Genomic DNA, 21,514 nt, shown 5'->3' on the forward strand with positions numbered 1-21,514 from the left:
CCAGGATGGCATCGCGGGGCCCTCGTGCGCTCGCCGGACCGGGGACGGTCGTCGGGCCCGGCCGGCGCGGCCGGGCCGGCGTCCCGCTGGAGCCCGGGCCGCCGGAGACGCTCACCGCGCGGCCGCGCGAGTAGACACTGTCTACGCGGTGGTGTAGACAGTGGTCATGGATCTTCGGGCGCGGCTCGTCCGCGCGGGGGTGGAACTGGTCGCGGCGGAGGGGCCCGGCGCCGTGTCGCTGCGGGAGATCGCGCGGCGGGCCGGTGTGTCGCACGGCGCGCCGCGGCGGTACTTCCCGACGCACGTCGAGCTGCTGTCCGCCATCGCCCGCCAGGGCTTCGCCGACCTCGCCGCGACACTGGAGGCGGCCGCGCCGGACCTGCGCAGCCGGGCCCACGCCTACGCGCGGTTCGCCCGGGACAATCGCGGCATGTACGAGCTGATGTTCCGCCACGACCTGCTGCGCTCCGGCCGCCTCGGGCTGCGCGACGCCAGCCTCCCGCTGTTCGGGGCCCTGGCCGCCGAGCTCGGGCCGGTAGCCGCCGGCGCCCTGTGGGCCAACGTGCACGGCGTGGTGCAGCTCTGGCTGTGGGGCAGCCTGCCCCTCGCGACCGGGGAGACGGCCCCGGCGGCGCTGCTCGACGCGGCCCTCGACGCGCACCTCGGACGGGCCTCGTGATGCCGGTGGTGTACCGCCTCGCCCGCGCCACCGCCGGGCGCGCCCTGCGCTGGGGCTGGCGGCCGCAGGTCGGCGGCCTGGAGCACATCCCGCCGGGCGGCGCGATCCTCGCCGGCAACCACCTGTCGGTCGCCGACGAGCTGTTCCTCGGCGCGCTGATGCCCCGCCACGTCGCGTTCTGGGCGAAGGCGGAGTACTTCCGCGGCCACCGCCCGGTCGGCCTGCTGGTGCGCGGCCTGGGCGCCATCCCGGTCGAGCGGGCCGGCGGCCGGGCCGTGCTGACCGCCTTCGACGCGGCGGTGCCGGTGCTGCGACGCGGCGGGCTGGTCGCCGTGTTCCCGGAGGGCACCCGGTCGCCGGACGGGCGGCTCTACCGCGGGCGCACCGGCGCCGTCCGCCTGGCCCGGCTGGCCGGGGTGCCGATCGTGCCCTTCGGGGTGAGCGGGACGGACCTGGTGCAGCCCATCCACGCCCGGCGGCCCCGGCGGGTGCGGGGGGCGCAGGTGCAGTACACCTTCGGCCGGCCCGTCGATGTCGAGGAGGGGACCGTGCGGGCCGCCACCGACGCGGTGATGGCCCGCATCGGCGAGCTGACCGGGCAGGAGTACGTGCCCTCCTACGCGCCGCTGCTGCGCCTCGGGCGCTAGATGCGCCGGAGCGTCTCGGCGTCCTCGATGCCGCCGTAGTAGCGGTCCAGGACGCGGGCGAAGCGGTTCTCGGCCGGCTCGGCGTGGGCGAACAGCGTCATCGACGAGCGCAGCTTCATGGCGTCGGTGGCGCCGAAGATGTCCTCCGCGGTGTGCGTCGAGTCGCCCAGCAGCGCCTCGGTGCACTCGAGCAGCCGCGGCCCCAGGACCGGGTGCTGCAGGTACGCCCGCGCCTCCGCGAGGGAGCCGATGGCGTAGCGCTGCGCCGTGGAGCTGCGCCCGAGCCCCCGGATCTGCGGAAAGACGAACCACATCCAGTGGCTGCGCTTGTTGCCGTCCTTGAGCTCGCCGATGGCGTGGTCGTACACGTCCCGCTGCGCCTCGACGAACCGCGACAGCCCGTACGGATCCTCCATGGATCCAGCCTAATCGGGCGCGTCGAACTGCGCCGAGAGCTCGGCGATGCGCCCGGCCGACCAGCGGATCCGCAGGGTGCCCGCACCGCCCGCGGACCACGTCACCCGGGCGATGTCCTCGTCGCCGTCGCAGGTGACCGAGGTGACGTCGAGGGTGTCGTCCGGCGGGGCCGCCGCGTACGCACCCGCGATCGCCGCGCGGCCCACGTACGGGCTGCCGGGGTCGCCCTCGATGCGCAGGGTCGCGGTGTCGGCGAACCGGTCCAGGTAGCCGCCCCAGTCGCCGGTCCGGACGCCCTCGTTGAACAGCCGGCACTGCTCCAGCACTCGCTCAGCCATGCCGAAGGTGTATCACCCCGATCGATCGATGTCACGAGGCCGGCGGCTGCGTGGGGTCGACCCCCTGCTGGAACGCGGCGGCCTGGGCGGCGATCCGGGCCGCGCCGATCGCCGTGGCCCAGCGCTGCACCTCGGCCGCGAGGGCGAGCGCGCCGGCCTCGTCGCCGGCGTCGCGGGCCAGCACGGCCAGGAGGATCTGCTGGGCCAGGGTGCCGCCGACGGTGCCGGCCGCGGCCCCGGCGGCCGTCGCATCCCGCCAGCGGGCCAGGGCGCCGGCGTGGTCGCCGGCGTCGTGGTCGTGGTCGCCCAGGTGCCGCTGGGCCTCCCGGCGCAGCAGCGGGTCGGCGGCACAGTTCGCCAGGGCGATCTCGTAGTGCTGCGGTGCGCCCGCGCGCTCGTCCAGGATGTTGTCGTACACCAGGCCGAGGTACATGTGCGCCCAGCCGAGCCGCGTCGGGTCCGGCGCCGAGGCCACGAAGTGCTCGGCCCGCTCGCGCAGCGCCGGGTCCACCCGGCGCAGCGAGACGTAGTAGGCGCAGCGGAACCGGGCGAAGCCGAGATCCCAGCGCCCGTCCGGGCCGAGGGCCTCCTCGTCCACTGTGGACAGCCGGGCGGGGGCGTCCCCGTTGCCGTCGTACCAGGCCGAGTCCACGGCGATCTCGGCCGCGAGGAGGGCCACCCGGGCCCGCTGCGGGCCCGGCGGCAGGCGATCGTGCACGGCGTCGAGCAGCCCCGTGGCCTGCTCCCACCGCGCGGCGAGCGCCAGTGATCGAGCCGCTGCGAGCAGCTCATCGAGTGTCAGCATGGGCCCGACGGTAGTAATCCGAAAAACTATCCACAAGAAAACTAGTTAGGGTGTACCCGTGGAGGATGCGGCGGATCGGCACGTCGACGTGTGGACACGCGAACTGGACGGCCTCGACCCGGTCGGTGAGGCGATATTCGTCCGGCTCGCCATCCTGGCCCGGCATCAGGACCGGCGCCGCCGCGAGGTCCTCGCGGCCGGGGGCATGCTGCGCTGGCAGTTCAAGGTCCTGCTGATACTGCGGCGCAACGGCCCGCCGTACACCGCGAGCCCGTCCCAGCTGGCCGAGCACCTGGGGCTCACCCGCGGCGCGCTGTCGGCCCGCCTCGGCGCGATCGAGGAGGCCGGCTGGATCGAGCGGGCACCCGACGCCGCGGATCGGCGCCGGGTGCACGTGCGGCTGACCGATGCCGGGCACGCGATGCTGACCGCGCACATCAGTCAGGAGGGGCTCGGCGAGTCGGTACTCCTGGCGCCGCTCACCGAGCGCGAGCGGCGCACGCTTGCCGGCCTGCTGCGCAAGATGGTGCTGGCCGTGCAGGAGTAGCGCTACTTCCAGGTGGCGTTCACCGTCTGCGCCGCCGTCCCCGTGCTCAGGGTCCGGTTGGCGCCGCTCTCCCAGGTGACCGAGCCGTCCGCGTTCTTCTTGATGAACTTGTACTCCACCGCCGTGTTCGCCGGCAGGGACACCGTCGCCGACCAGATGGGGTAGCCCGCCGGCGACAGCGCGATTGCACCGGCCGTGTTCCAGCTGCCCAGGGCCGGGATCGACCCGACCACGAACACGTTCTGGCCGACCGTCGTCGTCACGTTCGCGTTGAACGTCACCGCCGGGCTGGTCGTCGTCGAGCCGTTCCACGTCGTGCTGATGGCGCCGGTACCCGTGGAAGGCACCGTGTAGGTGTGGTTGCCGCCCGGCTCCCAGGTCACGGCCCCGCTGCTGGTCCTGGTGATGAACTTGTACTCGATCGCCGTGCCCGCCGGCAGCGTCACCGTCTTCGTCCAGGTGGAGCCGCTCGCGGTCATCGGGATCGCGCTCGCCGGGTCCCAGGAGCCGAGCTGGCTGACCGAGCCGACGAGGTACACCGGGTTGCCGGTCGGCGCGCCGGAGACGGTGAACGAGACGCCGCTCGCCGTGCCGGTCGGCGTGACCGTCGGCGTGGCCGTGGCGCCGCCGGTGACCCGGGCGCCGGCGTGGATGGCGACCGCGTCCTTGGCCGCGACCCCGACCGTGGCCTGGCCGCTGCCGTTGACCGTGACCGTCGGGCCGGAGCAGGTCGAGTTGGTGGCGTTGAAGTCGCCGTGGATGACGTCGCAGTAGACGCCGGCCGCCAGCCCGGTGCTGAACGTGCGCGCGCCGACAGCGCCGCTGCCGTTGTTGATGGAGATCCAGCCGTTGGCGCCGCGGGAGAAGGCGATCGCGTTCGCGCCGTCCGACCACCAGTTGCCGACTGTCGTGTCGGCCCGGGTCGCGTTGTGGAAGCCGACCATGTTCTTGACGGCCCGCTGCCGGTGCTGGCACTGCCAGCCGCTGCCGCACGTGACGGCGGTGACGTACCCGTTGGCGTCGGCGGGCGGGGAGGCGTCGTTGTTGGAGAAGGTGAACGAGCTCATGACGTTCGGGGTGCCGAAGTTCCAGGCCAGCATGAACACGTTGGCCAGGGTGTCGGTGGCGCCGTTCTTGTAGCTCAGGGTCGAGCCGTTGCGCTCGGTGTCGTGGTTGGACACGAACGCCGTGGACTTGTTGCTCGGCTCCAGGCCCCAGCTCGGGCCGAACGTCTGCAGGTTGGCGATGCTGCCGTTGAACTGGTTCTTCAGGTTGGTGGCGTAGTTGAACTCCAGGACGCCGCCGATGCCCTCGTAGGCGGCGGGGGCCAGGCTGCCGGAGCCGCCGGGCATGACCTCCTGGGCGATGTACACGCTCTGGTTGGACAGCTTGGCCTTGATGGCGCTCAGGTCGGCCGGGGGGATGTGCTTGGCCGCGTCGACCCGGAAGCCGTCCACGCCGACCGAGATGAGGTCGTTGAGGTACCCGGCGATCTTCGTGCGCACGTAGTCGGTGCCGGTCTTCAGGTCGGACAGGCCGACCAGCTGGCAGTTCCAGACCTCGGCGGAGTTGTTGTAGTCGTGGATCTGGTTGTCCGACTGGGGGCAGTCGGCCGGGTAGAAGTGGAAGTCCGAGGAGCTGTAGCCGGCGCTCGGGTAGCTGTAGGTGTTCGTGAAGCTCGCGCCGCCGTAGGCGGTGGTGCTCGACTGGTTGGCCCCTGTCATGTGGTTGATGACCGTGTCGACGTAGACCTTCACCCCGGCCGCGTGGCAGGTGCTCACCATGCTCTGGAACTGGGCCCGGGTGCCCATCCGGCTGTTGAGGTCGTAGGCGGCGGGCTGGTAGATGTCCCACCACGGGTGCCCGGCGACGCTGATGGAGTCCTCCGGCGGGGCCACCTGCACCGCGCCGTAACCGGCCGGTCCGAGGGTGCTCGTGCACTCGCTCGCCACCGACGTCCAGGGCCACAGCCACAGGTTCGCGATGACGTCGTTGGTGCCGGCGGCCGCCTCGGCCTGGCGGTCGCCGATCAGCAGCGGCACGCTCAGCGCCGCGGTCAGCAGCAGGCCGCCGGCGGCGGCCAGGGTTCTCTTGAGGGATACGCGCACGAGTGCCTCCGGAATGGCGGTAGCGGAGTCAGGGGTGTTTCGCTGACGATCCCGTGGCGGCGGGATCGATTGACGCTGAGCTTCGGCCTCGTTGAAACCGTCTGTCAAGGACCTTGCAAGAATTGCCCGCCGGTACTTCCGGCAAGGCCCTCGAGCAGCAGAAACGATTAGGAAGACTTGTTACTTCTTGCAAAGATCCACACTGCGGTATCGGCCGGAAGGGCATCGCCGTCGATGGGCCGGCTCGCCAGCGCGATGTCGCCGGCGGGCCGCGGGACGGCCGCGCCGGAGAGGTTCACGACGCAGCGGAACCCGTCGCGGGTGAAGTCCAGCACGCCCGGCGCGGACTCCTGCCACCGCAGCGGCCCGCGCAGGTCCCGGCGCAGGCGCAGCGCCCGGTGGTAGAGCTCCAATGTGGACGCCGGGTCCCCGGCCTGGGCGTCGGCGGCGAGCGCGGCCCAGTCCGGCTGGGGCAGCCACGCCGCCCCGGTCGCCGAGAACCCGTACGCGGGCGCGTCCGCCGCCCACGGCAGCGGCACCCGGCAGCCGTCCCGGCCGGGGTCGGTGCCGCCCGAGCGGCGCCACACCGGGTCCTGGCGCGCGTCCGCCGGCAGGTCGAGGACCTCGGGCAGGCCGAGCTCGTCGCCCTGGTACACGTACGCCGAGCCGGGCAGCGCCAGCATCAGCAGCGCGGCCGCGCCGGCCCGCGCCGGGGAGCCGAGGCGGGTCACGTGGCGGCGCACGTCGTGGTTGGACAGCACCCACGTCGTCGGCGCACCGACGGACTCGGCGGCGTGCAGGCAGGAGTCGATGCTCGCCCGCACCGCGGCCGGGTCGGCCCAGTCCGCCTGGAGGAACTCGAAGTTGAACGCCTGGTGCAGCTCGTCGGGCGCGGTGTAGCGGGCGAGGCGCTGCGGCGTTGACGCCCACGCCTCCGCGACGGCCATGCGCTGTCCCGGGTAGGAGTCCAGGATCTTGCGCCAGGCCCTGTGGATCTCGTGCACGCCGTCCTGGTCGAAGTACGGCAGCACCCGCCGCCCCAGCAGCCCGATCTGCCCGGTCAGGCCGGCCGCCGGGTAGCCGGCCGCCTTCACCATCCCGTGGGCCACGTCGACCCGGAACCCGTCGACGCCGCGGTCGAGCCAGAACCGCAGCACGCCCTCGAACTCGACCCGGACGTCCGGGTTGTCCCAGTTGAGGTCCGGCTGGGCGGGGTCGAACAGGTGCAGGTACCACTCGCCGTCGCCGGTCTGCGTCCACGCGGGCCCGCCGAACACCGACTCCCAGTCGTTCGGCGGACGGCCGTCGGCGGTCGGCGGGTGGAAGTGGTACCGGGCCCGGGCCGAAGATCCTGAAGCTTCTTGCAAGGCTTGCCGAAACCATGCGTGCTCGCTCGACGTGTGGTTGGGGACCACGTCGATGATCACCCGCAGGCCGAGGGCGTGCGCGGCGGCGAGCATCGCGTCGAAGTCGGCCAGGGTGCCGAACGCGGGGTCGACGTCGCGGTAGTCGGCGACGTCGTAGCCGCCGTCGACCATGGGGGAGCGGAAGAACGGCGTCAGCCAGAGCGCGTCGACGCCCAGGTCGCGCAGGTAGGGCAGGCGCTCGTGCAGGCCGATGAGGTCGCCGACGCCGTCGCCGTTGCCGTCGGCGAAGCTGCGCACGTACACCTCGTAGATGACGGCGGTGCGCCACCATTCGCCCGGTGTATCGGAAATATCCGGCATCGTGGTCCTTTCCAGGGGCATGGAGAACGTCCCCCGCGCTGGGGCGGCGCGGGGGAGATGGGCGCGGCCCGCCGGCCGCGATCGGGCGGGGTCGGTGCGGTACCCCCGCCGAGGTTCGACGCCGGAGCCGGGCCGGGCTCAGCGGCGGGCGATGCCCGTCGAGTTGCGCACGACCAGCTCGGGCGGGAAGAGGAACTCCGAGTGCGGCGACGGCTGGCCGTTGATGGCGTCGATCAGCGACTGGGCCGCGGCGTTCGACATCTGCAGGACCGGCTGGCGCAGGGTGGTCAGGGGTGGGTCGGTGAAGGCGATGAGCGGCGAGTCGTCGTAGCCGACCACCGACACGTCGCCGGGCACGGTGAGCCCCCGGGAGCGGGCGGCCCGGATCGCGCCGAGCGCCATCAGGTCGGAGCCGCAGACGATCCCGGTCACGCCCCGCTCGAGCAGGCGCCCGGTCGCGGCCGCGCCGCCCTCGACGCCGAACAGCGAGAGCTCGATGTCGGCGGGGAGGCCGTGGCGGGCCATCGCGTCGCGGTACCCCTCGATCTTGCGCTGCACCGGCGTGAAGCGCTCGGGGCCGGAGATGAAGCCGATGCGGGAGTGGCCGAGCGAGGCGAGGTGGTCGACCGCGAGCTCGCTGGCCCGGGCGTCGTCGCAGGAGATGCACGGCGCCTGCAGGCCCGGGACCAGGCCGGTGACCATGACGATCGGCAGCGGCCGGTCGATGAGCTTGCGGTAGCGGTCGTGGTCGGCGGTCGTGTCGGCGTGCAGGCCGGACACGAAGATGATGCCGGCGACCGCGCGGTCGAGCAGCATCTCGATGTACTCGTCCTCGGTCACGCCGCCGGGAGTCTGCGTGCACAGCACCGGGGTGTACCCGTGCCGGGACAGCGCCGACTCGATGACCTGCGCGAACAGCGGGAAGATCGGGTTCTCCAGCTCCGGCGTCACCAGGCCGACGAGGCCGGCGCTGCGCTTGCGGAGCCGTTCGGGTCGCTCGTAACCGAGCACGTCGAGCGCGGTGAGCACGGCGTGTCGGGTGTCGGCGCTGACCCCGGGCCGGTCGTTGAGCACCCGCGAGACGGTGGCCTCGCTGACGTCCGCCTGCTTGGCGATGTCGGCGAGGCGAGCTCGTGGAGCGTCCATGGCCATGCGACGAGAGTAAGCGGCTCCCGGCCGAAATTGAAAGTCGCTTGGAAGGTCTTTCATTCCGTGCAAGTCCTTGCTACGGTTCCGAGCCATCGGCGGATAGACACCCCTTGCAACTCTCGCCGACCCACCCTTCCTTGCCTGACACCAGGAGTCTCGATGCGCATACCCGTGCGCGCCGTCGGCGTGCTCGCCGTCGCCGCCTTAGCCCTGACCGCCTGCAGCGACAACACGAAGCCCGAGGCCGGCTCGACCGCACCCACCGCGACCCTGACCATCTGGGCCGACGACCAGCGGGCCGCCGCGCTCAAGCCGTTCGCCACCCAGTTCGGCGCGGCCAACAAGGTCGACGTGCAGGTCCAGGCCGTCTCCAAGGACCTGCAGACCAACTTCGTCACCGCCGCGCAGTCCGGCAAGGGCCCGGACATCGTCGTCGGCGCCCACGACTGGATCGGCAACCTGGTCCAGAACGGCACCATCGACCCGATCCAGCTCTCCGACTCGCAGAAGTCCGGCTTCGCCGAGGTCGCGATGAAGGCCGTGACCTTCAACGGCCAGGTCTACGGCGTCCCCTACGCGATCGAGAACCTGGCCCTGATCCGCAACACGGACCTGGCCCCGAACGCCCCGGCCACCATCGAGGACCTGGTCGCCGCGGGCAAGGCGCTCAAGGACGCCGGCAAGGTCAGCAACATCATGTCGCTGCAGGTGGGCCAGAACGGCGACGCCTACCACGTCTACCCGCTGTTCGCCTCGGCCGGCGGCTACCTGTTCGGCAAGAAGGCCAACGGCGACTACGACCCGGCCGACCTCGGCGTCGGCAAGCCCGAGTCGATCGAGGCGTTCAAGAAGATCGCGGCGCTGGGCGAGAAGGGCTCCGGCGCGCTGACCCGCTCGGTCAACAGCGACAACGCCATCCCGACCTTCACCGGTGGCAAGACCCCGTTCCTGATCTCCGGTCCGTGGGCCGTCGCCGACATCAAGAAGGCCGGCATCAAGTACGACATCACCCCGGTGCCCGCGTTCGCCGGCGGCAAGCCCGCGCAGCCGTTCGTCGGCGTGCAGGCGTTCTACGTGGCCAGCAAGGGCAAGAGCAAGGCCCTGGCCAACGAGTTCATCACGAACTACCTCACCAAGCCCGACCTGCAGGTGGCGCTGTACCAGGCCAACCCCCGCCCGCCGGCGCTGAGCGCGGCCCTGGACCAGGTCAAGGGCAGCGACGCCGACATCGAGAAGTGGCTGGCCGCGGGCAAGGGCGGCGCGGTGCTGCCGGCGATCCCGGCGATGGCCGCGGTCTGGGACCCGTTCGGCAAGGCCGAGTCGGCGATCGTCGGCGGGGCCGACGTGCCCTCGACGCTGACCGGCGCGGCCAAGACGATCAGCGACGCGATCGCCAAGTAGCCATGAAGATTGCGGTCCTCGGCCTCGCCCTGGCGCTGGCGGTGTACGCCGCCTTCCCGCTGGCCGAGGCCCGTGCCTGGGGATGGCTCGCGGTGCTCGTCGTGGCGACAGCGTTGATCTTCGCGGTCTACCTGTCGAAGCGGGCCATCCCGGCGAAGTACCTCGTGCCCGGCGTGCTGTTCCTCCTGGCCTTCCAGGTCGTCCCGGTGCTGTACACCGTCGCCACCGCGTTCACCAACTACGGCGACGGGCACCGGGGCAGTCAGCAGGACGCCGTCCGGGCGATCGAGTCGGCCTCGGTGCAGCAGGTGCCCGGCTCCGTCGAGTATGCGCTGTCCGTGGCGCTCGACGACGGAGGGCTGAAGTTCCTGCTCGTCTCGCCCGACGGGAAGGCCTACGTCGGCGACGGCACGGGCCTCAGGGCCCTGGAGCGCGCCGACGTCTCCGGCGGCCGGGTGGTCGCGGCCGACGGCTACCAGCTGCTCGGTCTCGGCGAGGCCACCCAGCGCAACGACGAGATCCTCGCGTTCACGGTGCCGACCGCCGGCGGCGCCATCCGGGCGAGCGGCCTGACCCGGGCCTACACCGGCCAGGCCACCCGCTTCTACGACGCCGGCTGCGACTGCATCACCGACCGCGCCAGCGGCAAGCGGTGGGTCGCCGACGAGGAGACGGGCTCGTTCGTCGCCGCCGACGGCGAGCACCTCGCCCAGGGCTGGAAGGTGAACGTGGGCCTGGCCAACTTCACCCGGGTCCTGACCGACTCGCGCATCGCCGGGCCGTTCCTCAAGACGCTCGTGTGGAACCTGGCGTTCGCGGTCGGCTCGGTCCTGGTGACCTTCGCGCTCGGCCTGGCCTGCGCGCTGGCCCTCAACGCGAAGATGCGGGGCCGCAGCTGGTACCGCGTGCTGCTGGTGCTGCCCTACGCGATGCCCTCCTTCGCCATGCTCCTGGTCTGGCGGGACCTGTTCAACCAGGACTTCGGCCTCATCAACCGGATCACCGGCCTGCACGTCGACTGGTTCGGCAGCCCGTGGACGGCCAGGGCCGCGGTCATCCTGGTGCAGCTGTGGCTCGGCTATCCGTACATGTTCCTCGTCGCCACCGGCGCGCTGCAGGCGATCCCGCGGGAGATGCAGGAGGCGGCGTCGATCGACGGGGCCACGACCGTCCAGCGCTTCCGCCGGGTCACGCTGCCGCTGCTGCTCGTCGCGCTCACCCCGCTGCTGATCTCCTCGTTCGCGTTCAACTTCAACAACTTCAACGCCATCTACCTGACGACCGACGGCGCCCCGTTCGCGGCCGGCAACTCCAGCATCGGCGCGACCGACCTGCTCATCACCTACACCTACCGGCTGGCCTTCGGCGGCTCCGGTGCGCAGCTCGGGTTCGCCGCGGCCATCTCCGTGTACATCTTCGCCATCGTCGCGCTCATCTCGGTCGCCGGCTTCCGCCGCAGCCGCAAGCAGGAAGAGGTGTACTCATGACCTCCTGGGTCCGCCGCAGCGGCTGGCGGCACGCGGCGGGACTGCTCGCCGTGGCCTTCTCCCTGTTCCCGATCGTCTTCGTGGTCTCGGCCGCGCTCAACCCCCTCGGCTCGCTGAGCTCCACCGAGCTCGTCCCGCGGGCCGCGGGGCTCGGCAACTTCGCCGACCTGTTCGCGAAGACCGCATTCGGGAACTGGTACCTCAACTCGATCCTCATCGCCGGGGTCGCCGCCGCGGCCGGGGTGTTCCTGTCGATCCTGTCCGCGTACGCGTTCTCCCGCATGCGGTTCAAGGGCCGCCGCACCGGGCTCGTCTCGCTGCTGCTCATCCAGATGTTCCCGCAGTTCCTGGCCGTCGTGACGATCTATCTGATCTTCGCCGCGGTCGGCGACTACTACCCCGCGATCGGGCTCGACCGGCCCTGGGGGCTGATGCTGCTGTACCTCGGCGGCGCCCTGGGGGTCAACACCTGGCTCATGAAGGGCTTCCTGGACACCGTGCCGAAGGAGCTCGACGAGTCGGCGGTCGTCGACGGTGCCACCCACGCCCAGATCTTCTTCAGGGTGACGCTGCCGCTCGTCACACCGATCCTGGCCGTGACCGCGCTGCTGAGCTTCATCGGGACCATCAACGAGGTGCTCCTGGCCAACGTGTTCCTGCACAGCGACGACGAGAAGACCCTCGCCGTCGGCCTCTACGGCCTGGTCGCCGAGCAGCGCAACGCCAACTTCGGGATGTTCTGCGCGGGCTCGCTGCTCACGGCGGTGCCGACGGTCATCGTGTTCCAGGTGCTCCAGCGCTACATCGTGTCCGGCCTCACCACCGGGGCGGTGAAGGGATGACCGTGCACCACGACGGGTCGGCCCTGTACGTGCCCGACCAGAACCCGCGGCTCGGCTCCAACGTAGACGTCTGGCTGCGCACGGCCCGGTCGGTGTCGTCGGTCCACGTCCGGTCCGTCGAGGACGGCGAGCCGCGCTTCACCCGGGCGACCGGCGAGCGGCGCGGCGGCGAACTGTGGTGGCGGGCGAGCGTGCTGGTGCGCAACCCCGTCACCCGCTACCGGTTCCTCGTCGACGGGGACTGGTACACCGTGCTCGGGCGGTTCGGCCACGACGTGCCGGACGACACCGACTTCCGCCTCGTCGCCTTCCCCGCGCCGGCGCCGTGGACCCGGGAGGCGATCGTCTACCAGATCTTCCCGGACCGCTTCGCCCGCTCGGCGACCGCACCGGCGACCCCGGACTGGGCGGTGCGCTGCGAATGGGACGAGCCGGTGGCCGGGCGCGGGCGGGACGCGTCGCGGCAGTGGTACGGCGGTGACCTCGACGGCATCGCCCGGCGCCTGGACCACATCCAGGACCTCGGGGCCGACACGGTGTACCTCACGCCGTTCTTCCCGGCCCGCTCCAACCACCGCTACGACGCCGTCGCCTTCGACCGGGTCGACCCGCTGCTCGGCGGCGACCGGGCCCTGCGCCGGCTGTCCGACGCCCTGCACACCCGGGGCATGCGGCTCGTCGGCGACCTGACCACGAACCACACAGGCATCGAGCACCCGTGGTTCGACGAGCCGGACCTGTACTACATGACTGGCGACGGCGGCTACGAGTCCTGGCTCGGGGTGCCGTCCCTGCCGAAGCTCAACTGGCACTCGGCGCGGCTGCGGGCCCGGTTCGTCACCGACACCGACTCGATCGCCCGGCGGTGGCTGCGCTACCTGGACGGGTGGCGCATCGACGTGGCCAACATGACCGGCCGCCGGGCCGCCGACGACCTGGCCCTGGAGGTGTCGCGGCTGCTCGCCGACGCGGTGCGCGGGACCCGGCCCGACGCCCTGCTGGTGGCCGAGCACGCGCACGGCGCCGGCGCCGACCTCGACGCCGGCGGCTGGCCGGGCACCATGAACTACGCCGGCTTCACCCGTCCGCTGTGGACCTGGCTGCGCGGCGACGACCTGGCCCTGCCGGACTTCCTCGGCGTCCCCGGCCCCGTGCCGCGCCGCGACGGCCACGCGTTCGTCGCCACCGTGCGCGCGATGATGGCGACGATGTCGTGGCGGTCCTGGACGCACTCCTGGAACCTCCTGGGCAGCCACGACACCGCCCGCATCCGCACCGTCGTCGGCTCGGCGCAGCGGATGGAGGTCGCGGCCGGGCTGCTGGCCACCCTCCCGGGCGTGCCGATGGTGTTCGCCGGCGACGAGTTCGGGCTGACCGGGTCCACCGGGGAGGAGTCCCGCACGCCGATGCCCTGGCGCCGGGCCGAACCGCCGCTGCCCTGGTACGCCCGGCTGCTCGCCCTGCGCCGCAAGCACGCGGCGCTGCGCGGCGGTGGCCTGCGCTTCGCCCACGTCGACGCCGACGCGATCGCGTTCTGGCGCGAGACGGCCGACGAGCGGCTGCTGATCCTGGCCCGCCGCGCCGGCGGCCGTCCCGTGGCGCTGCCGATCGCGGAGGCGACGAACCTCTACGGCGGCGCGCCCTGGAGCGGCGTCCTGCCGGCCGACGGGCCCACGTTCCAGATCTGGTCCGTCCCCGCGTAGACCGTTGTTGTCGTACCCACCCGCTAGTCTGCGGGCATGGATGAGGTCTCGTGCTACCTGCGGCAGACCGCGATCACCGACCCCGGGCCGCTCAGCGGGCTCCCCGCCGATCCGGGGGCCCTGGCGAGGATCGTCGGCGGTGTGCTCATCCACCGCGACTGGGCCTGGAAGTGGGGCGTCCAGCTGCCCGACGAACGCCGGGACGAGGCCAACCTGCGCTTCGTCCCGGCGATGCGGGCCAGGCTCGGCTCCCTGCGGGAGCGCCCGGCGGATCAGCGCGTCGCCGGGACCTGCCGCGACTTCGCGGTGCTGCTGGTGGCGCTGCTGCGGGCGGCCGGGGTCCCGGCCCGGGCGCGGGCCGGGTTCGCGGGCTACTTCACGCCCGGCTTCTACGACGACCACTGGGTGACCGAGGTCTGGTCCGAGGACCGCGGCTGGTATCTGGTCGACGCCCAGGTGGCGAGCGCCGAGCCGGGCGCCTACGGCACCGGCGGCCTCGACCCGCTCGACGTGCCCCGCGACGGCTTCCTGGTCGGCGGGCAGGCGTGGCGGGAGTGCCGGTCGGGGCAGCGTGACCCGAAGACGGTGGGGACGAGCGCGGCCGGCCTGACCGGGCTGTGGGAGGTGCAGGGCAACGTGATCCGCGACCTGGCCGCACTGGGCGGGGTCGAGGCGCTCCCGTGGGACAACTGGGGCCTGATCCCGGTGCACTACGACGAGCTGCCCGAGGCGGACCGGTCCCTGCTCGACCGGCTGGCGGCGGTGAGCGCGGCGGGCGGCCCCCGGCACCTGGCGCTGGAGGCCCTCCAGCTGGACCCGCGGCTGCCGGTGCCCGACGAGCTCAGCCGGCCACGGGGGTGAGCTCGGCGTCGGCGCCGGTGCTCGCCGGGCCCGGCTCGACGTGCTCGCGCCGCTCGCCCGCCGGAGTCCTGTCGCGGCGGTGGCGGGGGATGAGCAGGGAGACCGCGGCGGCCACGGCGGCGACGGCGGCCAGGGCGACGAACGCCGACGTGTATGCGGACTCGGTGGGCAGGCCGTCGGCGCGCAGGTCGCTGGTGACGATCGAGCTGACGACCGCGGTGCCGATCGAGGCGCCGATGGTGCGGATGTTGGCGTTCATGCCGCTCGCCGCGCCCGTCTGGGCCTGCGGGACGGCGTGGACGATGAGTGCGGTCATGGAGGAGTACGCCAGGCCGATGCCGACGCCGAAGCACGCGGCGGCGGTGGCGACCTCCCACGGGTGGCGGTGGGCGAAGGCGAACGCCGCCGTCGACAGGGTGGCCAGGAGCGAGCCGGCGATCACCTGGGCCCGGCTGCTGAACCAGGCCGCCATCGGGCCGGAGAGCATGCCCGCGACCGCCATGGTGGCCAGCATCGGGACCATGAGCAGGCCGGCCTGGCCGACAGTGGAGCCGAAGCCGTAGCCGGTGGAGCGGGGAATCTGCATGAACTGCGGCAGGAAGGCGTAGACGCCGAACATCCCGGCGCCGAAGAGCAGGGCCACGATGTTCGTGGTCCACACCGCGGGGCGGCGCATCATGCGCATGTCGATAAGCGGGTTGCCGGAGCGCACCTCGACCGCCACCCACGCCGCGGCCAGCACCGCGGCCGCCGCGAGCAGCGCGATCGTGAGCGGCGACGACCAGCCCCACGCGTTGCCCTTGCTCAGCGGCAGCAGCAGTGCGACAAGCCAGGCCGAGAGCAGGACCGCGGCCGCCCAGCTGACCCGGCCGCGGGTCCGCGACGGCGACGGCGGGACGAAGCGCCAGGCGAGCAGGCCGGTCACGGCGACGACGCCGAGGGGGATCCAGAACAGCCAGCGCCAGTTCAGGGCGGCCACGACCGGGCCGGCCAGGACGATGCCGAGGCCGCCACCGAGCGCGATCACGGCCGACATGGCGCCCACGGCGGACACGACCCGCCCGGGCGGGAACTCGTCGCGGATGATGCCGAACGAGAGCGGGAACAGCGCGCCGCCGAGGCCCTGGATGACCCGGGCGACGATCAGGACGGCGATGTTCGGGGCGAGCGCGGCGAGCAGGCAGCCGGCGGCGATGGCCGCGAGCGCGGCGAGCAGCGTGCGCTCCTTGCCGATCATGTCGCCGATGCGGCCCATGAGCGGCGTGGCGACCGACGCGGCGAGCAGCCACGCGGTCAGCACCCACGTCACGGTGCCGGCGGACGTGTGCAGGTCGCGCTGCATGACCGGCAGCACCGGGCTGACGAGCGACTGCAGCATGGAGAACGCCGCGGTCGACGCGGCCAGGACGCCGAACGTCAGCCGGGACGACGACCGAGAAACTTGAGGCATGCCTCCACAATAGCGGAGGCAGCCCTCCGGTCAACTGGACCCACCGTGACGGGCATCGCATCGGACAACTACGTAGGCTTCCTACGTAGTACGGTGACGGCGTGCCCGATCCCGCCGCGTCCCAGGCCGCCGACGACCTCGTGGCGCTGTTCCGGCGGCTGCGGGCCCGGCTGCGGCGCGTCCCGTCGGGCTCGCTCACCCCGTCCCAGGCCGCCGTGCTGCTGCGGCTGCACCGCGACGGCGCCTCCTCCACGACGGTCCTGGCGCTGGCCGAGGGCGTCCGCTCCCAGTCCATGACCGCGACCCTCAACGCCCTCGGCGATCTCGGCCTCATCGAGCGGGCCGCCGACCCCGAGGACGGGCGCCGGCAGCTCATCACGCTCAGCCCGGCCGGCCGGGCCCGAGCCCTGGCCGACCGGCAGGAGCGGCACGCCTGGCTGGCCGCGGAGCTCGACCGCCGCTTCACCCCGGCCGAGCTGGCGACAATCGCCGAGGCCCTGACGCTCCTGACCCGGCTGGACGACCCCGGCCGGTAGCGACCACCCCCGACCAGCAGTGAGGATCCCCGGATGACCGAGCCCCGCCCCGTCCTGCTCGCCATGGACTTCCAGCACGCGATCATCGATCGCGGCACCGGCCACGCCGCCCTCGCCAACGTCAACCGGGCCATCGCCGCCGCCCGGGCCGGCGGCATCCCGGTGATGTTCGTCCGGGTCGCCTTCCGCCCCGGCTACCCCGAGGTGTCCCCGGCCAACGCCGTCTTCGGGCGGCTCCGGGCGGCCGGCGACACCATGACCGAGGCCGGCCCCGGCACGCAGCTGCACGCCGGCCTCGACGTCCGCGAGGGCGACCCGGTGATCGTGAAGCGCCGGGTGAGCGCCTTCAGCGGCAGCGACCTCGAGGTGCTGCTCCGCGCGGCCGGCGCCGGCCACCTGATCCTGGCCGGCCTGTCCACCAGCGGCGTGGTCCTGTCCACCGTCCGGCAGGCGGCCGACCTCGACTTCGCCCTGACCGTCCTGGCCGACGCCTGCGCCGACGCCGACGAGGAGGTCCACCGCGTCCTCGTCGAGAAGGTCTTCCCGCGCCAGGCCACGGTGCTCACGACCGACGAGTGGACGAAAACCCTCTGACGGGCCGGAACCGCCGCCGCCACGGCCGCGTCTGAGGGGCATGATGCGACGGGGTTTGCCGGCGGTGCTGGTGGGTGTCCTGGTGCTGGGCGGCTGCGCGCGGGGCCCGGCCGCCCCCGCCGCCGGTCCGGCGGTGTCCGTGGCGGGGGACCGGCCCTCCGCGGCCCGGGAGCCCGCCGGAGTCGAGGAGGCCGAGGTCTACACGGCCGTCCTGCGGCAGTACCTCGGCAGCCGCAGCGACAACTCCTTCTCGGTCAACGGCTTCGCCACGACCTACGTGGTCGCGCGGGCCAACGGCGGCGAGCCGCTCGCCGACGACACCCGCCGCCGGATCGCCGCCGCGCTGGCCGCCGTGACCGAGGTCCGCTTCGTCGCCACCCGCGACGAGGTGATCCAGGTCCGCGACGGCTGCCCGCAGGCCCCGGCGGGCAGCATCGTGATCACCCTCGGCGCCGTCGCCGGCGACGACCGCGAGGTCCAGGTCCCCGTCAACGGGTTCGTCGCCTGCCTCGGCGCCACCTGGCTGACCTACGTCGTCCACAACGGCGACGGCGCGGGCTGGACGGTCACCGGCACCACGGGCGAACGGTCGATCGCCTGAATCCGCTCAGATTTCCGGTCCCGTCAGGCGGACCGTCCGTGCGGGCGGCGGCGCCCGCGAGAGCGCTCTCCCGCTCCCGGCGCGGCGCCGCCTGCGAGTGCTCTGACCTGGACTGATGGCGTCGCACATCCATGTGCGACATTGCGTTGTGAACGCAACAGACGACACAGCGCTACCAGGACATCGGCTGGCAGGACAGGTAGCACTTGGCCGAGTGTCTGAAAGATGTGACGAAACGTGTGCTGAGCGATCATCGTGTGTCAGGCTCGGGCGCGGCCCACATGTTTTCACCGCGGAGGCAGGCTTGACCAGCAATCTTGACGTCGCGCTCAAGAGCGCGATGAACATCGACGGCGCGATCGCCGTCGCGCTCGTGGACTACACCAGCGGCATGACCCTGGGCACCCTCGGCGGAGGGCCCGACTTCGACATCACCGTGGCCGCGGCCGGCAACACGGACGTCGTGCGGGCCAAGCTCCGGACCATCGAGATGCTCGGGCTGCCGGACCGGGTCGAGGACATCCTCATCACCCTCGACCACCAGTACCACATCATCCGTCCCCTGGGCTCCATCGGCGGCCGGGGCCTCTTCCTCTACCTCGCCCTGGTGAAGACCCGCGCGAACCTCGCGCTGGCCCGCCACCAGCTGCGCGGGATCGAAGAGAGCCTCGAGCTGTGACCTACTTCGGCACTGCCTCACCCCCGGCGGCGGACGGGCTCCCGTCCCGCCGCGGCGGTGGGGAGCAGGGCTGGTCCCCGGCGCCGAGATTCGGCACCACGATCGATCCGATGGCCGCCGCGCTCGCGGCGGTCCGCTCGGAGCTCGCGGACCTGCGCCTGCGGGTGCCGGGCGTGCGTGGAGCGGCCGTCGGCGGGGTCGACGGCCTGCTCATCACCCACGACCTGCCACCCGGCCTGGAGCCGGCGGACCTGGCGGCGCTGGCCGCGACCACCTACGGTCTGGGCCGCCAGACCGCGATGGTGCTCGGGCAGAGCCCGTTCCGCGACGCCACCCTGCGCAGCGAGGGCGGATACTTCACGGTGTACTCCGTCAACCCGAGCACGCTGCTGTCGGTGCTCGGCGACGACGGCATCAACGTGGCCCGGCTGCACCTCGAGGCCCGCCCGGCCGTGGCCCGCCTCGCCGCGCTCCTGCCCCAGTAAAAAACCACATACGGCGGATTGGCTCCGGCGCGGCCCGCCCGGGCCGGGGAAAGATCAGGCCGTGAACTTCGACGATCTCACCACGCCGCTCGTCGCCGACGCCTGTGTGCGCGCCGGCATCACGCCGCGGATCGCGCCCGCCGGCATCCGGCCCGTCATTGCCGGGACGCGCCTGGCCGGCCGGGTGCTCCCGGCCCGCCACTACGGCAGCGTCGACGTGTTCCTGGAGGCGCTGGGCGACGCCCGCGCCGGTGACGTCCTCGTCATCGACAACGGCGGGCGCACCGACGAGGCGTGCATCGGCGACCTGACGGTGCTCGAGGCGGCCGCGGCCGGCGTCGCCGGGCTCGTCGTCTGGGGCCTGCACCGCGACACCGCCGAGCTGCGCGAGATCGGCCGGCCGGTGTTCAGCTACGGCGCCCTGCCCCTCGGGCCGCTGCGCGTCGACGAGCGCGAGCCGGAGGCGCTCACCAGCGCCCGCTTCGGGCCCCACACGGTCACCGCCGACGACCACGTCCTGGCCGACGACGACGGTGTGCTCTTCCTGCACGCGGCCGACCTGGGCGTCCTGGAGCAGGCCCGGGCGATCCGCGAGACCGAACGCGCGCAGGCCGCCGGGATCGCCGCGGGGCAGACGCTGCGCCGGCAGACCGCGTTCGCGGACTTCCTCGACCGTCGCCGCGCTGACCCGCAGTACACCTTCAGGCAGCATTTGCGCCGGATCGGTGGGGCCATCGAGGAGTAACCGCAGGGCCAGACGTAGGGTCGGCCTCGTTGACGGGGAAGTTCGTCGATGTGAGGGTGCGAATCACATTGACGGGCGGCTACGCGCAGCCCACAACCGCCGCGCGTACCCCAACGAAGGGATCCCCCATGCGCATGAGACGGACACTCGGGGTCGGCGCGGCCATCCTCGCCGTCGCCGCGAGCGTCGTCACCGGCCCGGCGGCACCGGCGCAGGCGCTCGCGGTCACCGGCCTGGGCTCGACCATCGCGCTGAACAACTGCTCCGGCTCGCTGGTGCGCTGGCCGCAGTCGGTCGACGCCGACCGGGCGCTGCTGCTCACCAACGGGCACTGCTACGAGAACGGGTTCATCCCGGCCGGTCAGGTGTACACGAACCGGGCCAGCAGCCGCACCGGGACGCTGCTCAACGACGCCGGCACCGCACTCGGCACGGTCAAGGCCGACAAGCTCATCTACGGCACCATGACCGGCACGGACGTGTCGCTGTACCAGCTCACCGACACGTACGCGCAGATCAAGTCGAAGTACAGCAACACCACCGCGCTCACCGTGGCCGCCGCCCGTCCGGCCGACGGCACCGCCATGACGATCCCGTCGAGCTACTGGAAGCAGGTCTGGACCTGCACCATCAACGGGTTCGTGCCGACGCTCAAAGAGGACACCTGGACCTGGCACGACTCGATCCGGTACAACACCGGCTGCCAGACCACCCACGGCACCTCGGGCTCGCCGATCGTGCGCACCTCGGACCGGGCCGTCATCGGCATCAACAACACCGGCAACGACGACGGGCAGAGCTGCACGCTCAACAACCCGTGCGAGGTCGACGCCAACGGCAACGTGACGGTCCACCAGGGACAGTCCTACGGTGAGCAGACCTACTGGTTCACCACGTGCCTGAACTCGTCGCGGGCGATCGACCTGACCGTCTCCGGCTGCCTGCTGACCGGCGCCACCGCGCCGGGCAACACCGTCACGGTCACCAACCCGGGCGCGCAGACGGCCACCGTCGGGGCGGCCAGGTCGCTGCAGATCACGGCGACGGACTCGGCGTCCGGCCAGACGCTCACCTACTCGGCGACGGGCCTGCCCGCGGGCCTGAGCATCAACAGCAGCACGGGCCTGATCTCCGGTACCCCCACGACCGCCCAGACCACGACGAGCACCGTGACGGTCCGCGACACCACCGGCGCCACCGGCACCACGTCGTTCACCTGGACCGTGTCCGGCACCGGCGGCGGCACGTGCAGTGGCCAGAAGCTCAGCAACGGCGGCTTCGAGTCGGGCACCACGGGCTGGACCGGCACCACCGGCGCGATCGGCCAGTGGGCGTCGCAGGGTGAGGCGGCCCACGCCGGCACCTACAGCGCCTGGCTGCTCGGCTACGGCTCCACGCACACCGAGAGCATCTCGCAGGCGGTCACCATCCCGGCCGGCTGCTCGGCGTCGCTCACGTTCTGGGTGCACGTCGACTCGGCCGAGACGACCACGTCGACCGCCTACGACAAGCTGACCGTGACGGCCGGCTCGACCACCCTCGTCACCCTGTCGAACCTGAACAAGGGCACCGGATACGTGCAGAAGACCTACAGCCTGAACGCCTTCGCGGGCCAGACGGTGACGCTCAAGTGGAACGGCACCGAGGACTCCTCGCTGCAGACGTCGTTCGTCATCGACGACGCCGCCGTGACCGTGAGCTGACGAAGCCGGG

23 protein-coding genes are annotated in these 21,514 nt (G+C 72.5%); 16 read left to right on the top strand and 7 right to left on the bottom strand.

Annotated elements, in window-relative coordinates; genetic code table 11:
• Window positions 1-5: 5 nt before the first annotated feature.
• Genes Dvina_RS55310 through Dvina_RS26890 form a run of 3 tightly spaced genes read left to right on the top strand, consistent with a single transcriptional unit; the run spans window position 6 to window position 1,326 of the window.
• Entirely contained in the window at window positions 6-134 is a 129-nt protein-coding gene (locus tag Dvina_RS55310) for a hypothetical protein (RefSeq protein WP_281428051.1), read from the top strand.
• Window positions 135-166: 32 nt separating this feature from the next.
• On the top strand, window positions 167-679 hold the full coding sequence (locus tag Dvina_RS26885) for a TetR/AcrR family transcriptional regulator (protein ID WP_223092123.1): 513 nt from the start codon (window positions 167-169) through the stop codon (window positions 677-679).
• Window positions 679-1,326: a lysophospholipid acyltransferase family protein gene (locus Dvina_RS26890; protein ID WP_223092124.1), complete on the top strand. Its 648-nt coding sequence runs from the start codon at window positions 679-681 to the stop codon at window positions 1,324-1,326. Before Dvina_RS26885 ends, Dvina_RS26890 begins: the two co-directional genes overlap by 1 nt.
• Here the strand turns inward: Dvina_RS26890 and Dvina_RS26895 are convergent.
• Genes Dvina_RS26895 through Dvina_RS26905 form a run of 3 tightly spaced genes read right to left on the bottom strand, consistent with a single transcriptional unit; the run spans window position 1,323 to window position 2,886 of the window.
• A complete protein-coding gene (locus Dvina_RS26895; RefSeq protein ID WP_223092125.1) occupies window positions 1,323-1,742 on the bottom strand; it encodes a DUF1810 domain-containing protein in 420 nt (139 codons plus the stop codon). The genes Dvina_RS26890 and Dvina_RS26895 overlap by 4 nt on opposite strands.
• Window positions 1,743-1,751: 9 nt before the next feature.
• A complete protein-coding gene (locus Dvina_RS26900; RefSeq protein WP_223092126.1) occupies window positions 1,752-2,081 on the bottom strand; it encodes a nuclear transport factor 2 family protein in 330 nt (109 codons plus the stop codon).
• Window positions 2,082-2,112: 31 nt separating this feature from the next.
• Window positions 2,113-2,886, bottom strand: a complete 774-nt coding sequence (locus Dvina_RS26905) for a hypothetical protein (protein ID WP_223092127.1) — start codon at window positions 2,884-2,886, stop codon at window positions 2,113-2,115.
• Between the two features lie 58 nt (window positions 2,887-2,944).
• Here Dvina_RS26905 and Dvina_RS26910 point away from each other — a divergent pair, with 58 nt between their 5' ends.
• Window positions 2,945-3,433 carry a MarR family winged helix-turn-helix transcriptional regulator gene (locus Dvina_RS26910; RefSeq protein ID WP_223092128.1) on the top strand — a complete coding sequence of 163 codons (489 nt, stop codon included), beginning with the start codon at window positions 2,945-2,947 and terminating at the stop codon, window positions 3,431-3,433.
• 2 nt (window positions 3,434-3,435) lie between these two features.
• Here Dvina_RS26910 and Dvina_RS26915 read toward each other — a convergent pair whose 3' ends face one another.
• From Dvina_RS26915 to Dvina_RS26925, 3 genes are all read right to left on the bottom strand, one after another.
• Entirely contained in the window at window positions 3,436-5,541 is a 2,106-nt protein-coding gene (locus Dvina_RS26915) for a carbohydrate-binding module family 20 domain-containing protein (RefSeq protein WP_246655337.1), read from the bottom strand.
• A gap of 167 nt (window positions 5,542-5,708) precedes the next feature.
• Window positions 5,709-7,289, bottom strand: a complete 1,581-nt coding sequence (locus Dvina_RS26920) for a glycoside hydrolase family 13 protein (RefSeq protein ID WP_380029529.1) — start codon at window positions 7,287-7,289, stop codon at window positions 5,709-5,711.
• Between the two features lie 117 nt (window positions 7,290-7,406).
• The gene (locus Dvina_RS26925) at window positions 7,407-8,414 is read right to left on the bottom strand and encodes a LacI family DNA-binding transcriptional regulator (RefSeq protein ID WP_223105735.1); all 1,008 of its coding nucleotides are present in this window, start codon (window positions 8,412-8,414) and stop codon (window positions 7,407-7,409) included.
• A gap of 162 nt (window positions 8,415-8,576) precedes the next feature.
• Here Dvina_RS26925 and Dvina_RS26930 point away from each other — a divergent pair, with 162 nt between their 5' ends.
• Genes Dvina_RS26930 through Dvina_RS26950 form a run of 5 tightly spaced genes read left to right on the top strand, consistent with a single transcriptional unit; the run spans window position 8,577 to window position 14,711 of the window.
• The gene (locus tag Dvina_RS26930; protein WP_379993139.1) at window positions 8,577-9,818 is read left to right on the top strand and encodes a sugar ABC transporter substrate-binding protein; all 1,242 of its coding nucleotides are present in this window, start codon (window positions 8,577-8,579) and stop codon (window positions 9,816-9,818) included.
• Between the two features lie 2 nt (window positions 9,819-9,820).
• A complete protein-coding gene (locus Dvina_RS26935) occupies window positions 9,821-11,305 on the top strand; it encodes an ABC transporter permease subunit (protein ID WP_223092129.1) in 1,485 nt (494 codons plus the stop codon).
• Complete coding sequence (locus Dvina_RS26940; RefSeq protein ID WP_223092130.1) at window positions 11,302-12,147, top strand: sugar ABC transporter permease; 846 nt, start codon at window positions 11,302-11,304, stop codon at window positions 12,145-12,147. The genes Dvina_RS26935 and Dvina_RS26940 overlap by 4 nt, the downstream gene beginning before the upstream one ends.
• Window positions 12,144-13,850 carry a glycoside hydrolase family 13 protein gene (locus Dvina_RS26945; RefSeq protein ID WP_223092131.1) on the top strand — a complete coding sequence of 569 codons (1,707 nt, stop codon included), beginning with the start codon at window positions 12,144-12,146 and terminating at the stop codon, window positions 13,848-13,850. Before Dvina_RS26940 ends, Dvina_RS26945 begins: the two co-directional genes overlap by 4 nt.
• 36 nt (window positions 13,851-13,886) lie before the next feature.
• On the top strand, window positions 13,887-14,711 hold the full coding sequence (locus tag Dvina_RS26950) for a transglutaminase-like domain-containing protein (RefSeq protein ID WP_223092132.1): 825 nt from the start codon (window positions 13,887-13,889) through the stop codon (window positions 14,709-14,711).
• On the opposite strand, the gene Dvina_RS26955 is transcribed toward Dvina_RS26950, so the two are convergent.
• Window positions 14,692-16,161, bottom strand: coding sequence for an MFS transporter (locus Dvina_RS26955; RefSeq protein WP_223092133.1), 1,470 nt, complete (start codon window positions 16,159-16,161; stop codon window positions 14,692-14,694). The two genes, Dvina_RS26950 and Dvina_RS26955, sit on opposite strands and share 20 nt — an antisense overlap.
• Before the next feature lie 101 nt (window positions 16,162-16,262).
• Here Dvina_RS26955 and Dvina_RS26960 point away from each other — a divergent pair, with 101 nt between their 5' ends.
• The 7 genes from Dvina_RS26960 (at window position 16,263) to Dvina_RS26990 (ending at window position 21,504) form a co-directional block, all read left to right on the top strand.
• Window positions 16,263-16,697, top strand: a complete 435-nt coding sequence (locus Dvina_RS26960) for a MarR family winged helix-turn-helix transcriptional regulator (protein ID WP_223092134.1) — start codon at window positions 16,263-16,265, stop codon at window positions 16,695-16,697.
• A gap of 33 nt (window positions 16,698-16,730) precedes the next feature.
• Window positions 16,731-17,291 carry a cysteine hydrolase family protein gene (locus Dvina_RS26965; protein ID WP_246655338.1) on the top strand — a complete coding sequence of 187 codons (561 nt, stop codon included), beginning with the start codon at window positions 16,731-16,733 and terminating at the stop codon, window positions 17,289-17,291.
• A gap of 64 nt (window positions 17,292-17,355) precedes the next feature.
• Window positions 17,356-17,892, top strand: a complete 537-nt coding sequence (locus Dvina_RS26970; RefSeq protein WP_223092135.1) for a hypothetical protein — start codon at window positions 17,356-17,358, stop codon at window positions 17,890-17,892.
• Window positions 17,893-18,232: 340 nt separating this feature from the next.
• Window positions 18,233-18,571 carry a hypothetical protein gene (locus Dvina_RS26975; RefSeq protein WP_223105738.1) on the top strand — a complete coding sequence of 113 codons (339 nt, stop codon included), beginning with the start codon at window positions 18,233-18,235 and terminating at the stop codon, window positions 18,569-18,571.
• Window positions 18,568-19,056 carry a roadblock/LC7 domain-containing protein gene (locus Dvina_RS26980; protein WP_246655339.1) on the top strand — a complete coding sequence of 163 codons (489 nt, stop codon included), beginning with the start codon at window positions 18,568-18,570 and terminating at the stop codon, window positions 19,054-19,056. The genes Dvina_RS26975 and Dvina_RS26980 overlap by 4 nt, the downstream gene beginning before the upstream one ends.
• Window positions 19,057-19,117: 61 nt before the next feature.
• The gene (locus Dvina_RS26985) at window positions 19,118-19,801 is read left to right on the top strand and encodes an RraA family protein (protein ID WP_223092136.1); all 684 of its coding nucleotides are present in this window, start codon (window positions 19,118-19,120) and stop codon (window positions 19,799-19,801) included.
• A gap of 134 nt (window positions 19,802-19,935) precedes the next feature.
• The gene (locus tag Dvina_RS26990) at window positions 19,936-21,504 is read left to right on the top strand and encodes an Ig domain-containing protein (protein ID WP_246655340.1); all 1,569 of its coding nucleotides are present in this window, start codon (window positions 19,936-19,938) and stop codon (window positions 21,502-21,504) included.
• Window positions 21,505-21,514: the final 10 nt, after the last annotated feature.

Origin of the sequence: Dactylosporangium vinaceum (genome assembly GCF_019904175.1) — a bacterium.
In the GTDB taxonomy this organism is placed as follows: Bacteria; Actinomycetota; Actinomycetes; order Mycobacteriales; family Micromonosporaceae; genus Dactylosporangium; species Dactylosporangium vinaceum.

Coding starts and splice junctions, on each gene's coding strand:
- Dvina_RS55310 (WP_281428051.1), top strand. CDS start 6: ATGGCATCGCGGGGCCCTCGTGCGCTCGCCGGACCGGGGACGGTCGTC.
- Dvina_RS26885 (WP_223092123.1), top strand. CDS start 167: ATGGATCTTCGGGCGCGGCTCGTCCGCGCGGGGGTGGAACTGGTCGCG.
- Dvina_RS26890 (WP_223092124.1), top strand. CDS start 679: ATGCCGGTGGTGTACCGCCTCGCCCGCGCCACCGCCGGGCGCGCCCTG.
- Dvina_RS26895 (WP_223092125.1), bottom strand. CDS start 1,742: ATGGAGGATCCGTACGGGCTGTCGCGGTTCGTCGAGGCGCAGCGGGAC.
- Dvina_RS26900 (WP_223092126.1), bottom strand. CDS start 2,081: ATGGCTGAGCGAGTGCTGGAGCAGTGCCGGCTGTTCAACGAGGGCGTC.
- Dvina_RS26905 (WP_223092127.1), bottom strand. CDS start 2,886: ATGCTGACACTCGATGAGCTGCTCGCAGCGGCTCGATCACTGGCGCTC.
- Dvina_RS26920 (WP_380029529.1), bottom strand. CDS start 7,289: ATGCCCCTGGAAAGGACCACGATGCCGGATATTTCCGATACACCGGGC.
- Dvina_RS26925 (WP_223105735.1), bottom strand. CDS start 8,414: ATGGACGCTCCACGAGCTCGCCTCGCCGACATCGCCAAGCAGGCGGAC.
- Dvina_RS26930 (WP_379993139.1), top strand. CDS start 8,577: ATGCGCATACCCGTGCGCGCCGTCGGCGTGCTCGCCGTCGCCGCCTTA.
- Dvina_RS26935 (WP_223092129.1), top strand. CDS start 9,821: ATGAAGATTGCGGTCCTCGGCCTCGCCCTGGCGCTGGCGGTGTACGCC.
- Dvina_RS26940 (WP_223092130.1), top strand. CDS start 11,302: ATGACCTCCTGGGTCCGCCGCAGCGGCTGGCGGCACGCGGCGGGACTG.
- Dvina_RS26945 (WP_223092131.1), top strand. CDS start 12,144: ATGACCGTGCACCACGACGGGTCGGCCCTGTACGTGCCCGACCAGAAC.
- Dvina_RS26950 (WP_223092132.1), top strand. CDS start 13,887: ATGGATGAGGTCTCGTGCTACCTGCGGCAGACCGCGATCACCGACCCC.
- Dvina_RS26955 (WP_223092133.1), bottom strand. CDS start 16,161: ATGCCTCAAGTTTCTCGGTCGTCGTCCCGGCTGACGTTCGGCGTCCTG.
- Dvina_RS26965 (WP_246655338.1), top strand. CDS start 16,731: ATGACCGAGCCCCGCCCCGTCCTGCTCGCCATGGACTTCCAGCACGCG.
- Dvina_RS26975 (WP_223105738.1), top strand. CDS start 18,233: ATGAACATCGACGGCGCGATCGCCGTCGCGCTCGTGGACTACACCAGC.
- Dvina_RS26990 (WP_246655340.1), top strand. CDS start 19,936: ATGAGACGGACACTCGGGGTCGGCGCGGCCATCCTCGCCGTCGCCGCG.